This is a genomic window from Butyrivibrio sp. INlla18, from assembly GCF_900103635.1.
Classification (GTDB): Bacteria; Bacillota; Clostridia; order Lachnospirales; family Lachnospiraceae; genus Butyrivibrio.
Window position 1 is genome coordinate 50,757 of record NZ_FMXK01000007.1, and the last position, 15,582, is coordinate 66,338.

The window sequence follows — 15,582 nt, forward strand, 5'->3', positions numbered from 1 at the left end:
ATATATATAAGTTCAAAGCTGTTATATTACTTCGCGCGTGGGTTTATGTGCTATATGCTTGTTCTGTACCTATCTTTGACATGCTTATAGTTTTCTTTACTCATGTAAGCTTATTTCATGATGATATACGGATGAATTTCATCCATCACAAATAAACATCGGCATTCCTTTTCGTGTTTTTAGCTCGAATGGGCATGCCATTTTTTATTAATCTGTATTTTTTCTACGTGCCTTTTTCTCAAAAGACTCGCTAAAAGCATGCCTTGTTCAAGCTAAAATTCCAAAATCGGCATGCCAAACAAATTATTGTAAATCAAAAGGCATGCCCAACCTCAAAATTGCACATGTAAATCGCACTTGTAAATTGCAAATGTAACTTGTACACGTAAATTGCACAACATCCTCATGCCCCGACCAGAACAAAACGTCCAAACTACGTCCCCCAAAAACAAAAGCCCCCTTCGCACAAAGCAAAGAGGGCATACAATACAAATATAAACTTACCAAGAAATCTTACTTTCCCATAGAAGCAATAAGGGCATCAATCTCTGCCTGACTGAGCATCTTGCCAGAGTCACCGCCTGAAGGTGCTGCTGGAGCTGCTCCACCTGCGGGAGGAACATTTGCAGGAGAAAAACCGCCACCTCCACCTGCCTGAGATGACTTACCCATAATGCTCGCTAATAAAGCTTGCTGTTCAGCACTAAGTCCGTTTGAATCCATAAGCAATGCACCTTTCTTGTGCCGTCCTGTGAAAAAGGACAATGCACATAGTTCCATACTTACAATTATTGTAAATAGTGAGTCTAAATACGTCAACTAACCTTTTTATAAACAAATTTATAAATTTTTCCCATATTTGCAGATGTCCTTAAGGCAGCACCTTTCACAGTCAGGCCTACGGGCAACGCACACTGCTCTTCCATGAGTCACAAATCTGTGACACAGTGCATTCCCTTCTTCTGGAGGAATTATCTTCCAAAGTTCTTTTTCCACCTTGGCTGGATCCTTGATATTATCAACAAGTCCAATTAGATTGCTAAGCCTGATGCAGTGAGTATCCGTAACGATAGCAGGCTTACCATACACATCTCCCAGAACAAGATTGGCACTCTTTCTGCCAACGCCAGGAAGAGCCAGCAGTTCCTTCATATTATCAGGCACATTTCCGTTATATTTCTCATGAATTATCTTCATGCAAGCTGATATATCCCTTGCCTTCGAATTTCCAAGACCGCAGGGGCGAACAATTCTCTCAATATCAGCCACGTCTGCCTTGGCAAGAGCTTCAACAGTAGGAAATTCCTTATATAAAAGAGGTGTTATCATATCAACTCTTGCATCGGTGCACTGAGCAGCCAGACGAACACTAACAAGAAGCTGCCAAGCCTTGTCATAAGCAAGTGTGCACACCGCGTTTGGGTATTCTTTTTTTAATCTCTCTATTACTTCAAGAGCCAGTTTTTTCTTTGTCATAGGTCTATTCCTTATTTTGCAAAATAAAGCAAACTTTCTTATGTTAAATTAGCATTTCGATTCTTTTATTACTTTCTTCTTTATGCTATCATATTCCGAGCTAACGCTTTAAGGAATTTTATATTAAATATAATGAAATTCCTAGGGGAGGAGTAACATGATCAACTATTATAACGCGTTTATTTCTTACAAGCACGCTGATCTCGACAACAAAGTCGCTGAAGAGATCGTGCGAGGTCTTGAACATTATCACATCCCAAAAAAGATCCAGAAATCTACAGGAGTAAAAAAGATTGACAGGATCTTCAGAGATAAGGACGAGCTTCCTATTACTAATGACCTTAACGACACCATTTCAGAAGCTTTAAAAAACTCTGATTATCTTATAGTCATCTGTTCAACCAACACCTGCAGATCAACCTGGGTAGAAAAAGAGATTGAGACATTCCTCTTAAATCACACAATGAACCAGGTTCTTACTGTACTTGCAGATGGTGAACCTTACGACGTTATTCCTAAGATTCTTTTAACTGGTAAAAGAAATGTCGTAGACGAAAATGGTGAGACTAAGACTATCGAAGTTCCACTTGAGCCACTTTCCTGCGATTTCAGACTTCCACTAAAAAAAGCAAGAGCAGAGGAACTTCCTCGTCTGGCTGCTGCCCTGATCGGCTGCTCATATGATGAACTCATGAACAGACATCGTCAGTACAAGATGCGCAGGATGACAGCCATCTTTGCAGGCGCAATGGCACTTACGATCGGTTTTTCGGGATATATGCTCTATAGCAGAACCCTGATCCACCAGAACTACATCGAGTCACTTAGAAGCCAGTCAAGATTCCTTGCAAGCCAGTCCATGACTGTATTCAGTGACTCCAACAGAATCGACGCTATACATCTTGCACTTGCCGCTCTTCCAACAGAAGAAAACAGTGAAATGCCTGTAACTCCTGAAGCTGTTAAGGCAATAACCAAGGCATCCTATGCCTACGTTTCACTTTCAGGATCAAGCATCAGTGCCAACTGGAACTACACAATGCCTAACATCGTAAGATCCTTTAAGATCTCACGTGATGGAACTAAGTTGGCAGCGATAGATGATGCCTGTTGCATTACAGTCTGGGATACAGCATCTCACAAGCAGATACTTTCACTGAACTTTGACGATTATGATGTTACCTATGAGTTTTTTAACTCTGATAAGATCTCAATATATTCAGACAAGGCATTCTATTTCTATGACCTTAATTCAGGAGAACTTCTGTGGAAAAAAGACCTCCAGGAATCCTACGGTCCTTCCGTATTTAAATATACTGACAACTCACTCCTCATTGCTTTCAAAAGCGGTGAATTAGTGGAGTGTTCTATAGATGACGGCTCAGAAATAAGCACTTCAACATTTCTTGAGAACAGAGATGTATTGGAATATGCTTCATCATTGACTCTTTCTGATGACAAGACCAAACTGGCCTTTTCCATGAGTGCCCCAAAAGAAGAGAAATCAGATGAAGTCTTTAAAAACAATAATTACTATCTCTGTGTATATGATATGGAGACTAAAGAGCTAAAATCTGAACTCATAGGAGATTGTAGTCTGACAAGTATCACCTTCGATGGTAATAACAATATTTTCTTTGCCTGCCATACAGGTAGCTTTGGTGATGGAAGCACAAGATACAATAATTACACCTTTACTACCGATGACTTTTCTGAGATATATTGCTACTCCTCTGAGGACCTTACTCAAAAATGGACTCAGGAATTTGTCTGTGATGATGTAGAATATGACAGCTCTTTCCTCCCACTTGCGAATGGCACAGTTCTCTATCACGCTGGTAACGCCGGAAGCATCTATGACTGTGAAACCGGAGAAGTGATTGAAAATCACCATCTTACAGACTCTATCATTGATGCAAGTGATAACGACGGAGATGGCGTACCTCTTTATGTTGTCCGCTCAGGTGCTACTGTAATGCCAACCACTTTGGGATCAGGTTCAAAGGGTGTAGCCTCAATAGACAGATTTACCGACAAGCTTGATGAAGTCCATGTAAATGGTGCTTACTACACTCATCAGACTTATAGCCACGATATTATCAGCTATGGTGTAAACGTCTGTGACGAGGACTGGACTAAATTTACTAATTGTGAGGCTACTGATTCACCTAGCTCTTCTCATTATTTAGATGATGATGTGCTGGCCCTTCTCTATGACAACGGCGATGGAACAGATCTTGCCATATTGGATCCAAACGATAAGACCTACAAAACCACCATTACACTTAGCGACACCGTAGCCCCATACAGATTCAAGATATTAGGCACTTATAACAAGGTTCTTTATGTTGTATATTATGAGTACATTTCAGGAAACACTGCAGATTATCTTAAGTTAGTAAGTTATAACCTTGCGACCAAGGAAACAGAAGAAAAAGAGCTTACAGATAATTACACTCCAATGGATATCTGCTGTGGTCTTGTAGACAATAAGATAGCGTACTTTTCGACAGAAGATTACCAGTCATGTGGAATTAACTTACTTGACCTTGATACAGGAAAAGAGGAAGTGATTCCGATCGAGGGACTAGAACTAACTTACTGCAAATCGCTTCAGTTCTTTGATAACTCGCACCTTGCTTATTTCATTGGCGATACTAACGACAAGAACTACATAATCGATCTTGAAAATAAAAAAAGCTTTGAAATAACTCTTCCTGAGGACTGGAGCGGAACTACAAGCATAGCTGTAACCAGCAAAGGGGACAAGATAGCATTTTCTAATGATGAAGTAATCATTGTTAAAAGTATCGAAGGCGAACTCCTTGGAGAAATAGACTGTGAACATGTACCACCACTTGGAATGGCATTCTATGATGACCCAAACCAGGGCGAAACACTCCTTGTGGCGTACTCAAACGGATCCCTTTCAAGATATATGTCAAATGACTGTACCTATATAGCAACCAGTGATCTCTCAACCTACGCAAATAACTCATCTGAAGCAACTTTCAAGTTTGATCAGGAAAATGATTGCCTCTATGTAACAATGGATAAGCTCGTAGATATCATAGATCTAAATTCCTGGTATGAGACAACGGTTATAGAGGCTTGTCTTGGACACCACATTCCTACAGATACCTTTATCACTTCGTCTTATTCTGATTCAAAGGAAAGATATATAGGATACTTCAAGCACTATACAACTGAGGACCTTATAAATAAGGCCCAGAATATTATTCAAGATACAGAAATGCCTGCAAACAAGAAAGCTATGTATGGTATAGGGTAAAAGTTAACCCAAAAGGGACGGCAAAAGCCGTCCCTATATTATTTTTTACGAGTATAAAGCTGATCAAAAAGTCTTTCTTTGATGATATATATGTCATGAAGGTCGTCTTCGCGACATGCAATATAATCTCCGGGATTTCCCAGATAATATCTTTCCTCATCCCACATGGTAAAGATCTTCACAGTCTTTTTTATCCGCGAAGCAAATATCACAGAATGATCATCCCTTGGGATTATGGTCCTGGCATAAGCCAAAATCTGTTTCTTTTCACCGGAAGCACAATCCTTAATAGTCGGATTGTACTCAAGATTCACATCATACTCCTCATTGGCCAAAGAATAGCTTCTCTTAAGCTTCCTGGCATCAATAGGGTATATCTCGCCTTCTATTCCTATCATCACATAAAGCTGATCATTAACTGTGATGTCTATGTCACCCTCAAGGGTTCTGATAGAAACCCTGGTGTTCTCCGGGAAAATATCCGTAAGCTTGGCACAGCCTCTTTTACAAGGAATCTTAACATATCTGTCCATAGAGGATGTATCAAGCAAAGTATTCCTTGCGATGATCACATCATAGCTATCAAAGTACTCTTCCATCCTGTGCTTTATGTACCATTCAGCGCCATCTTGAAAAGAGCCTTGGATCTGTGTTTGTTTGCCTGCCACCAGCTCAGGCCTCATGGTACCACCTGCTTTGTAGATATGTCCTCCGCCACCGCCAACACCTTCAGCAAGAAAGAATGCAAGCTCGTTTGCATGCACTTCTTTTGCGCAGCTTCTGACTGAAAACTTAATTTCATCCTTTCCTACATAGTAGGCAAGGCACACGTCAACTCCTTCTGTTTCAAGGGAAAAATCGCTCATAACCCCTAAAATATTCGGGTCACAGGGCTCAGATTCTATGATAAGATACTTCTTTTCAGCAAAAAACTCATATCCGAGTATGGCCTTTCCAGTGATCTTGAGCTCATCCAAAGACATATTGGAATTTCGCATCTTCACAATGAGACTTTTGTTTACCACAAGTTCATCCATCATATCCCTGTCAAAAGGATGGGAAACCTCAGAAAACTTATTGGTATCACAGAATAATCCGTAATAAAGAGCTGTGGAAAGCTTCATATCGATCTCATAGCCCTCATCCATAAGCATGTCCCACACTATGGTCGAAGCACTTCCTACACTGCTTCTGACTTCTGAAAGCTCTGGAAGCTCCACAGTCTTTTGGTGATGATCAATTACAGCTACGTTCTTGGCCTTAGACTTAGCCACATTTCGCTGACCATACTGACAGTCCACAGTTATCAAAAGCTCTGGCTCTTCATCAAAGTCAGGAGCGTATTCTACCGGAATATCCAGCTCTTTTACCATAATAAGGAGATTGCTCTTCTGAATCTTGTTGGAGCCTCTGTAAATAAATCTAACCTGCTTATTAAGGCGCTTAAAATACCAGTAAAGGCCATATCCCGATGCAAGGGCATCTGCATCCGGGTTATCATGGCACTGGATCACAATATCATCAAACTTAAGTAAATCTTTTAACTTCATAAAACATCTCACTAAAACAAATTATCTTAAAACAAGTTCGCCGGTATCTGAGCTTACAACTAGCTCAAGATCTGCTTTCCTTGTCTTTTGAAGGCACAGCCTTACATTGGCCATATCGCTAAAATCAACGAACTTTTCGGCCTTCTGCCTAGTGTTGCCACTAGCCTCTTTCCTATCTATAAGTCTTTTCCTCAGAAGCTCTTCCTTGGCAGAAATTGAAATGGTATAGTCAGCAAGCTCTGATAGATCCCTAAATCCATCAATATCAGCTAAAAGGTAATTTCCTTCCAAAAGTACAATATCGCCATCAACTGTTATGGCATCCTCAACTGGGTTATGAAGGAGCCTGTCATATATAGGCCATTTGCAGCTCTTTTCCCTGCAAACCTCCTGGATCTTGCACCTAAGAGCCTCACTGTCGAAGGTTACAGGCGCTCCCTTGATATCAACCATAGGAAGCTCTCTACCGTCCACCATGGTCTTATGGGTCAAAAGATATTCCTGCCTCCTGTGGAAGCCATCCATACCGATTGCCTGCAACTTTTTGCCTGGAATAACCTCTTTTGACAGCTTTTCTAAAAAGCTCACAAGAGTGCTCTTGCCGGCTCCTGGCGGGGCTGCAAGCATTACAAGGATCCTTTTCTTCTTTTCATCATGCATTTGGGACAGTTTTAGTAAAAGAGGCTTGAATATGCCATCTATCGACTCCTGACTGTACACTGCTTCTATATCTATGCCGTTGATATTTGCCTTATATTCCATAAAACAAAACTCACCTTCATGTCTAAATTTAGTTCCTACAATTTTAAATGATTTTTCCTGTTAATGCAAAAATCCTTGTACCATCCGGAATAGTCCGCAGATACAAGGATTCTTTATTTGTTTTTATGTGCCGAGTCTGTTTTTAAGCCTCTTTTTTTGCTTCGCCTTCTGGGAAGATGATCTTGTTAACAAAGAAGAAGATCACCATACTTACGCCGCCGTTAAGGACTGTTGTGCCAATGTTATAAACAAAGTCAGGTACAAACTGGCCTGCGACAGCTACCCATACGCAGTTGATAGAGTTAACGATACATGTGATCACACAGAATGCAAGGAAGTACCACATTGCCTGATACCAAACCTTACCCTTACTGCGGAACACGAAGTTACGCTGGATAGGGAAGTTTACAACCTCGCCAATGACCATAGCTACCATGTAAGCAGCAAAGTAAGCAAGTCCGCCCTGTGCTGTATCATAACCAAGAATGTTCCACTTAAAATCAACACCAAATAAATTAACAGGAATGCCTGGCCATCCAAAGGCTCTATCTCCAAGTCCTCTAAATGCATAAGGCAGGAACTGCAGGATAAGATATTTGAACACTGTGATCACGTTAGATACGATCACGAAAAGTCCGCCTTCTCTGATCCACTGAGCTGCCTTTGGGTGTTTTTCTACAAAATCATTCCACCACTTCATAATAATAAATCCTCCAATCAAACAAAAGCTTATTTAGCTTCTTTTATTTTCGCCTCATAGGCTTTGTTTTTCTTACTGTTTCTAAAGTAGCCACCTATGATCTTGCCAAGTCCGCCAAAGAAATGACCATTCACAAGCTCTACAATTCCGTCGACCATTTCCATACTTACAGCGCCAGCTGTCATCTTGGCCATTGCTCTAAATGGCATATTGTAGATGAACAGGATATTAAGATCTGGCTTGCCGCTCTCATCAGCCTTTTTCTTCATTGCTGTAAGACGATTGTATGCAAATCTTGCAAGTCCGCTCTTTGCATAGTACATCTGGCAGATAGCATCGTTTGGTCCAAGCTTGCCGCTCCACTTACCGTCAGGAATACTTCTTCCAAGGAGCTTTGTATACTCAGAAGCCTCTACTGACTCAATCTTGCCTGTATAGTATGAAGGAAGCTCTGCCTTGTCATAAGGCATAGTATCTGTTGTTTCAGCCTTCATGATATTAGCTTCAAGCTTGATGTCAGCGCTACTTGCACCGATCATGATCTGATAATTTCCATCTTCTACTTCCCACTTATTTGTCTTTACATTCCAGTAGCGGAAAGTCTTGTCATCAAATGCAATTGAAACTTCCTTGCTCTCGCCGACTTTTAAATATACCTTAGCAAAGCCCTTAAGCTCTTTTTCTGGTCTGAATACCTTAGCACCTGGAAGTCCAACATAGAGCTGAGCTACCTCTGCTCCGTCGAAGCTACCTGTATTTTTGATGGTAAAAGATACCTTGTCATCAGTTACCTTGATATCGCTGTACTCAAAACTTGTGTAAGAAAGTCCAAAACCAAATGGATAAAGAACTGGAACCTTGGCTGTGTCATAGTATCTATAACCAACATAAAGGCTCTCTCTGTACTCTGAAGTTCTCTCCTGGCTAGGATAATAGCGGTATGCAGGTGTATCCTCTAATCTTCTAGGAATAGTCTCAGATATCTTACCGGAAGGATTAACCTTGCCCATAAGGATATCGAGAACGGCTCCAGCACCTGCCTGTCCGTTGAGGTAGCAGTGAAGCATTGCCTTAAGGTAGTGATGCCATGGCATCTCAATAGCTGAACCAGCACTGATAACACCTACAAGGTTAGGGTTAACCTGTCCAAGCTCCTGAAGGAGATTGATCTGGTTCTGAGGAATTCTCATGTGAGTTCTGTCCATTCCCTCTGACTCGCTGTCCTCATTAAGTCCAAAGAAGTAAAGAACTACATCAGCCTTAGCTGCTATATCAAGAGCTTCTTTTCTGGTGACTGCATCCTCTTCACCGTTTCTTGAGTAGCCCCTACTCATACCAACAACCTGAAGGTCATAAGAACCGATCATCTCAGATATTGTCTCGATCTTAGTAGGATTAACAAGTGAAGATCCAGCGCCCTGGTATCTTGGAACAAATGCAAAGTCACCAATAACAGCAACCTTAGTTCCTGCCTTAAGAGGAAGTGTATTTCCTTCATTTTTCAAAAGAACTGCACTCTCTGATGCTGCTCTTCTGGCAATCTGATGATGGGCATTCTTGTCGAACTCATCACTCTTGCCCTGAGCATTTACATAAAGAGTCATAACTGCATCTAAAAGCTCATCAACTCTGGCATCAAGATCTTCCATCTTGATCTTGCCGCTCTCTACTGCTGCAATGAGCTCTCTTGCTGAATCAAGACCAGGATTTGGCATCTCGAGGTTAGAACCAGCCACAACTCCAAGAGCATGATCATTTGAAGCTCCCCAGTCTGTAATTACGATTCCATCAAAGCCCCATTCATCTCTCAAAATATCATTCAAAAGATGCTTGTTCTCGTTGGCATAAACACCATTAACCTCATTGTAGGCAGACATGATAGTCTTAGCCTTTCCCTCTTTTACAGCAATCTCAAAACCTGTAAGATATATCTCTCTTAAAGTTCTCTCATCTATCACTGCGTTCATGGCCATTCTGCGAAGCTCCTGAGAGTTTACCGCAAAGTGCTTTGGACATGCATAAACGCCCTGTGACTGAATTCCTCTAACGTAGGAAGCAGCCATCTTACCTGCAAGATAAGGGTCCTCTGAAAAATACTCAAAGTTTCTGCCACAAAGTGGACTTCTTTTGATGTTAAGGCCAGGTCCCAATAAAACGTTAACCCCTTCTGCCATAGCCTCTTCACCAAGAGTTTCGCCGAGAGTCTCTCCAAGTTCTTCATCCCAGCTGTTTGCTATAGTTGCTGCTGTAGGGAAACATGTTGCAGGCAATGATGCGTTAAGTCCAAGGTGATCCCCAGCACCTGCCTGTTTCCTGATACCGTGAGGTCCGTCAGAACAGAAAATAGAAGGAATTCCAAGCCTCTCAAAATCTCTGGTCTGCCATTCCCCCTTGCCGCTTAAAAAAGCTGCCTTCTCTTCGATTGTCATCTTCTCAATGATATCCTGATGTTTCATTCTTTTCCCCTTTACTAAATAAGTAAGTCTGGTGCCCGCTTATTAAAGCAGGCACCGACTCACATTAAAGTTTTATTCCTCTGCTGATGCTGCAGGTGCTTCTTCTTTCTTTCTCTTTAAGAAGTTCTTAATGAAGATTGCCATAAGGCAAACCATAAGAGCACCGAAGATAACATCAAGTACGATCATGAGCTTCTTCCAAGAAGCCATTCCCATTGTGAGGTTTTCAGGTGCATAAGCACGGCTGTTAACTACTGTATAAAGGATATTCTTGGTAGCATCTCTCATAGCCTGCTGAGCGCCGTTTGTATCTCTGAACTGTACATTGTTTGTAGCTGTTGGATAGTTAACAAGCATACAGTCTGTACCGTTTCTGATAGCCTGGTCAGATGACATGTAGCCATATACTCCGAAGTAGTCAGTAAGAACGAAGCCCTTAAAGCCCCACTCATCTCTAAGTACTGTCTTAAGGAGTGATGCAGAACCACCTGCCCAACGGTTACCAATGTAGTTGAATGATGACATTACAGCACACATATCAACGTTCTTTACGCAGATCTCGAAAGGTCTAAGGTAAGTCTCACGGATAGCCTGCTCATTTGACCATGTGCAGAGCATATCGCATCTGTTCTCTTCCTGATCGTTCATAGCGAAGTGCTTGATATAAGCATATACTCCGTTAGCCCATGAACCCTTACAAGCTTCAGAAGCAACATATCCTGAAAGGATAGGATCCTCTGAATAGTACTCAAAGTTACGTCCAGCAAATGCCGTTCTGTGAATATTCATAGCTGGTGCATACCAACCTGAAACATCCATCTCATCAGCCATCTTGCCGATGTAATCACCAAATGAATAAGCAAGCTCTTTGTTGTAAGTAGCTGCAATTGTTACTCCAACAGGGAATCCAAGTGATCCAACACCTGTGAAGTTGTTGTTGATAGAAGCAGGACCGTCACAGTCATTTGTACGAACCTTACCAATTGAATCAACTGAGTTTGTCTGATATCCACCAAGAGAGATAAGAGCATTCATATCATCAAGTGACATGCTGTTAAGAAGCTCATCCCACTTAGGATCGTTCTTATCAAGACCTCTAAGGTCTGCAAGCTTAAGTGTTGTCTCAGCACCAGTTGTAACTGCCTCAGCATTTGCATCTTCATCAGCTGCTGTAGCTTCTGCTGATAAATAGTTACTGATGTTGTAGAAAGATGCCTTAGCATCTGCTGCCATCTCGTAGCTCTTTGGAGCTGCTGTAGCTGCAGCGTAGTTAGCAAATCCATCTGCTCTTGAAAGGTACTCAATGTCACCTTCTGCATAATCAAATGTATTTGTTGCTGTAACAAGATCGCTCTCTCTTGAGTTTGATCCGCTATAAGTTACTGTAGAATCTACAGTGTATGTCTTAGAATCAATAACGTTGTGTGAATCTGAGTTGATTGAGATCACATAGTCACCAGCCTCAAGAACATAAGCCTTTGCGTTCTGGTAATCATATGATGCCATATCTTCTACTGCAAAAGAGATATTGATAGTCTCTGATGCACCTGGCTCAAGAAGCTGTGTCTTGTCAAACTGAACAAGATTAGCAGATGCCTTCTCGATACCACCACTTACGTATGGTGGGTTGTAGTAAACTTCTACTACATCCTTACCAGCTACAGAACCTGTGTTAGTAACAGTAACATCGAAGCTGATCTTACCATCTGCCTCTGTGATGTCACCCATTGTCTGCTCAAATGTTGTATAAGAAAGTCCATAACCGAATGGATACTGAACCATCTCATCATAGTTGATAAGTCCTTCAAGAGCAGCTGTCTCATAGAACTTATAACCAACGTAGATTCCCTCTACATAGTTGATGAATGATACTTCTGCTGTAGATTCGTTTCCTGTGAATCCAGTAGATGTATAAGCAAACTCATCCATGTTTGTATAGTTGAAGTCACCGAAGTTGTTCCACCAAGGTGTCTTTTCCATATCATAAACATATGTGTCGATTGTCTTACCAGATGGGTTAACCTCACCTGCTACGATCTCACCAAGGGCCTCCATACCAACGTGACCCATACCAGCTACCCAAAGAACTGACTTGATCTGTGGGTGATCTTTTATAAAGCCAAGCTCGAATGCGTTTGCACCGTTGTAAACAAGAACTACCTTGTCGAAGTTAGCACAAACAAGATCAATCATCTCTTCTTCTCTGTTTGTAAGCTGAAGATAGTGATCACCTGCATCCCAGTCATTGCCTTCATTTAATGTATCATCATAAGTTCCAGCTGTGTATGTAGTTCCATCCATGTAAGAGCCATCAACTACAGCATTCATGTCTGTAGGAAGGTCAGCACCCTCACCACCTGAACGGCTGATAACGATCATTGCTGTATCTGAGAAGCTCTTTGCATTTGCCATAAGCTCATCAGAATAAAGAGATACGTTAGGTTCAGGAAGTGTCCAATCCTGATTCCACATTCCAACTACAGGTCTGTCAGCCTTGTAGTCTGTATAGAACTGTGTAAGTTCTGAGTTAGTTTCAATACCAGCGTCTGAAAGAGACTGAAGAAGTGAGATCTGATCATATGCATCGTTAAGAGCACCTGAACCAGCTCCACCAAGGATAGGATTTGTTGAAGCCCATCCAAATACATTTAACTTGCTACCAGAAGCAACAGGAAGTGTATTGTCATTGTTTTCAAGAAGAACAATACCCTCTCTTGCGATATCCTGTGCAAGAACTGTGGTCTCGTCTGAAGTAGTCTTGGAAATTGTTCCACTTCCACTTACAAGATCGAGCATTGTGCTCATAGGACCTGAACAGATCATATTTACACAAACAACAATACCAGTCAGCATAGCTACTAAAGCTGTGCCCCTAATAAGCTTTTTAACAGGCTTATTAAGTTTCATAACTGCAATCATTAATACGACTGCGATAGCGATGATAACACCGATAGCAATCAAGTATGATCTGATCGATGTTAAGACGTTAAGGACGTCATCCATATTAATAGATAACATATTTTGAACCTCCCTTTTTATTTAGCACTGCAGGTGTTCAGGCTGCAGTTACTTTCTACGTTTTCCTGCCATTTTGGGTCACTGGCAGATAACTACATTTTCAGATTATCACAAACAAAAAATCGTGCCGTTTTTGTCACAAACTGCACGATTTTTGTCATGAAATGTATTAAAGATTTTTTGATGTCCTACAAAAATATGTTATTCTGCAGTTTCTTCCGCTATTTCAACATCTGCGCTATCTTTAAAGAACTTCATTTCTTCATTGAGCTTTTCTGCTATATCCTTAAGACCATTAGCAGATCCAGCAAGCGTTGTAACGGTAGCAGATAGTTCCTGCATCGATGCTCCTGTCTCTTCTGAGGAAGCTGCGTTTTCCTCTGAAATAGCCGAGAGAGCACTCATTGTATCAACAACCGCATTCTTGGATGTTTCGCAGGTATCAGCTCCTTCAGAAATAAGCTGAACACCTCCAACTGTGCTTCCAATATCATCAAGCATGCCATTAACTGCATCAAGGGTCTCTCCAAGAGCAATCTGCTGATCACTGTTGCCTTTTTTAACCTCATCTGCAGCTGCAACTGCTGCTTCAGACTGTTCAAGCAGAACCTCCATCTCTTTTCTGATGTCATCTGCCATTTCCTTAGAATCATCAGCAAGCTTACCAATCTCTTCTGCAACTACCGCAAATCCCTTGCCAGCTTCACCAGCTCTAGCAGCCTCAATTGAAGCATTAAGTGAAAGAAGGTTTGTCTGAGTTGCGATAGATGTAATGCCTTCTACCTTTTCGCTGATAGTATTAACTGCATCCTTAGTTGCCTGGATAGTATTAGCAATATCATCAATCTTAGCTGTCATCTCTGAGGATGAATCCTGAAGGGACTGAAGAGATTTACTTGAAACCTCTGAAGCTTCTTTCATCTTACCAGCAAGGTTTGTAAGATCTCCGGAAGAATTCTGTACACTTCCTACAGCATCACCAATTCGACCAACATTCTCAGAAGCACTCTGAATCTCGTCAGCCTGCTGTGTTGCACCTGATGCTATCTCCTGAACTGCATTAGAAACATCTTCTGCAGTCTGCGATATCTGGTTCGCCATATCTGAAAGTTCCTCAGATGATTTTCCCACATCATCTGCAGATCTCTTTATATTGGTAACAATACCATCTAATGTTTCAATCAAGGAGTTAGTGGCTTTGGAAATAAGTCCAAATTCGTCTTTTCTGGCATCATGCTTTTCAACCATTTTAAATCTTCCATCAGAAAGAGCTTCAAGCGACTTCTGGACTGCTTTTATAGGCTCTGTAAAACTCTTTGCCATGAGAAGCGAAATGATTATAGCTACAATAAGAAGTCCCACTCCAACAGCAATGACAATAATAGCTGATTTTCTTGCAGCACCAAGCACTTCTGATTCAGCTGTAGCTGTTGCAATGACAAATCCAGAATTGGGATCTCTTGCAAAAGCTATATAAGAATCATTATAAGCTTTTTCAAGGTAGAAGCCTTCTTCTTCGGTATTAGAAAATAACTGCAGATAAGAAAAATCTTCGTTAGTATTATCACCTTCACCTACTACATAAGCAGCATGAGCACATAGAGTGCCTTCTCTATCTACCATAAATGCATTCGTAGTATCTTTTGCCAAAAGTTCGTGGAAATTATCGAGGTCATAGTTTCTGTGGGCAACACCAACAATCTTGTTGCCATTCATGACAGGTGTCGCGAATGTGACCATTCTCTTTCCAGTTGTCTTGCTGACCATTACGTTAGAAATATAAGTATTACCTTTGATAGCTTCCTGGAAATACTCTCTCTCTGATACATCTATAAAGTCACCCTCTGTCCTGACTACCTGCATTCCAGATGGACCTGCAATAGATGTAATGACGCCATCATTCATGACATCATCAGCTCTTCTGACGATATCCTGAACCTCTTCGTATGGTATGCTGCTATCACCACTAACATATGCCACTACCGTTGGGTTAGAAGCAATGTTTTTGATGGTCGTCAGGTTAGTATTACAAGCATTCTCAAACTGGGATTCTACATACCAAACCTGCCATTCAGCAGCATCTTCAGCATCAAGAAGTGCCTTACTGGTTGAAGTATTATAACTTACGATAACTGCTACAGCCAGTGGAACTGCCGCAACAAGAATCATGATACCAATAAGCTTGGTCTTAATACTGTCAACAAATTTTATTCCGTTTGCATTCTTATTTTCTGCAGACATGGTCTTACCTCCATAAAAAATGGTTCTAAAACGCATATACTCATATATTAATTATATTTTTATTGTCTGAGAAAAAAAAGCGAATGG

9 protein-coding genes are annotated in these 15,582 nt (G+C 41.2%); 1 reads left to right on the forward strand and 8 read right to left on the reverse strand.

Going from position 1 to position 15,582, the window contains the following annotated elements; all coding sequences use genetic code 11:
• Positions 1 to 513: 513 nt before the first annotated feature.
• Complete coding sequence (locus tag BLS24_RS05435) at positions 514 to 723, reverse strand: hypothetical protein (protein WP_091756894.1); 210 nt, start codon at positions 721 to 723, stop codon at positions 514 to 516.
• Positions 724 to 840: 117 nt separating this feature from the next.
• Positions 841 to 1,476, reverse strand: coding sequence for an endonuclease III domain-containing protein (locus BLS24_RS05440; RefSeq protein ID WP_091756896.1), 636 nt, complete (start codon positions 1,474 to 1,476; stop codon positions 841 to 843).
• Positions 1,477 to 1,633: 157 nt separating this feature from the next.
• On the opposite strand from BLS24_RS05440, the gene BLS24_RS05445 reads away from it, so the two are divergent.
• Positions 1,634 to 4,768 (forward strand): toll/interleukin-1 receptor domain-containing protein, encoded by a 3,135-nt coding sequence (locus tag BLS24_RS05445; RefSeq protein ID WP_091756898.1) that lies wholly within the window; start codon positions 1,634 to 1,636, stop codon positions 4,766 to 4,768.
• A gap of 38 nt (positions 4,769 to 4,806) precedes the next feature.
• Here the strand turns inward: BLS24_RS05445 and BLS24_RS05450 are convergent, their stop codons facing one another.
• The 6 genes from BLS24_RS05450 to BLS24_RS05475 form a co-directional block, all read right to left on the reverse strand.
• A complete protein-coding gene (locus BLS24_RS05450; protein WP_091756901.1) occupies positions 4,807 to 6,318 on the reverse strand; it encodes a DHH family phosphoesterase in 1,512 nt (503 codons plus the stop codon).
• 21 nt (positions 6,319 to 6,339) lie between these two features.
• The gene (locus BLS24_RS05455) at positions 6,340 to 7,080 is read right to left on the reverse strand and encodes a nucleoside/nucleotide kinase family protein (RefSeq protein ID WP_091756903.1); all 741 of its coding nucleotides are present in this window, start codon (positions 7,078 to 7,080) and stop codon (positions 6,340 to 6,342) included.
• Between the two features lie 142 nt (positions 7,081 to 7,222).
• Positions 7,223 to 7,780 carry a GtrA family protein gene (locus BLS24_RS05460; protein WP_091756905.1) on the reverse strand — a complete coding sequence of 186 codons (558 nt, stop codon included), beginning with the start codon at positions 7,778 to 7,780 and terminating at the stop codon, positions 7,223 to 7,225.
• Between the two features lie 29 nt (positions 7,781 to 7,809).
• Complete coding sequence (locus BLS24_RS05465) at positions 7,810 to 10,236, reverse strand: glycoside hydrolase family 3 C-terminal domain-containing protein (protein ID WP_091756907.1); 2,427 nt, start codon at positions 10,234 to 10,236, stop codon at positions 7,810 to 7,812.
• Positions 10,237 to 10,308: 72 nt separating this feature from the next.
• Positions 10,309 to 13,254 (reverse strand): glycoside hydrolase family 3 N-terminal domain-containing protein, encoded by a 2,946-nt coding sequence (locus BLS24_RS05470; RefSeq protein ID WP_091756909.1) that lies wholly within the window; start codon positions 13,252 to 13,254, stop codon positions 10,309 to 10,311.
• Between the two features lie 201 nt (positions 13,255 to 13,455).
• Positions 13,456 to 15,495, reverse strand: coding sequence for a methyl-accepting chemotaxis protein (locus BLS24_RS05475; RefSeq protein WP_091756911.1), 2,040 nt, complete (start codon positions 15,493 to 15,495; stop codon positions 13,456 to 13,458).
• Positions 15,496 to 15,582: the final 87 nt, after the last annotated feature.

Coding starts and splice junctions, on each gene's coding strand:
- BLS24_RS05435 (WP_091756894.1), bottom strand. CDS start 723: ATGGATTCAAACGGACTTAGTGCTGAACAGCAAGCTTTATTAGCGAGC.
- BLS24_RS05440 (WP_091756896.1), bottom strand. CDS start 1,476: ATGACAAAGAAAAAACTGGCTCTTGAAGTAATAGAGAGATTAAAAAAA.
- BLS24_RS05445 (WP_091756898.1), top strand. CDS start 1,634: ATGATCAACTATTATAACGCGTTTATTTCTTACAAGCACGCTGATCTC.
- BLS24_RS05450 (WP_091756901.1), bottom strand. CDS start 6,318: ATGAAGTTAAAAGATTTACTTAAGTTTGATGATATTGTGATCCAGTGC.
- BLS24_RS05455 (WP_091756903.1), bottom strand. CDS start 7,080: ATGGAATATAAGGCAAATATCAACGGCATAGATATAGAAGCAGTGTAC.
- BLS24_RS05460 (WP_091756905.1), bottom strand. CDS start 7,780: ATGAAGTGGTGGAATGATTTTGTAGAAAAACACCCAAAGGCAGCTCAG.
- BLS24_RS05465 (WP_091756907.1), bottom strand. CDS start 10,236: ATGAAACATCAGGATATCATTGAGAAGATGACAATCGAAGAGAAGGCA.
- BLS24_RS05470 (WP_091756909.1), bottom strand. CDS start 13,254: ATGTTATCTATTAATATGGATGACGTCCTTAACGTCTTAACATCGATC.
- BLS24_RS05475 (WP_091756911.1), bottom strand. CDS start 15,495: ATGTCTGCAGAAAATAAGAATGCAAACGGAATAAAATTTGTTGACAGT.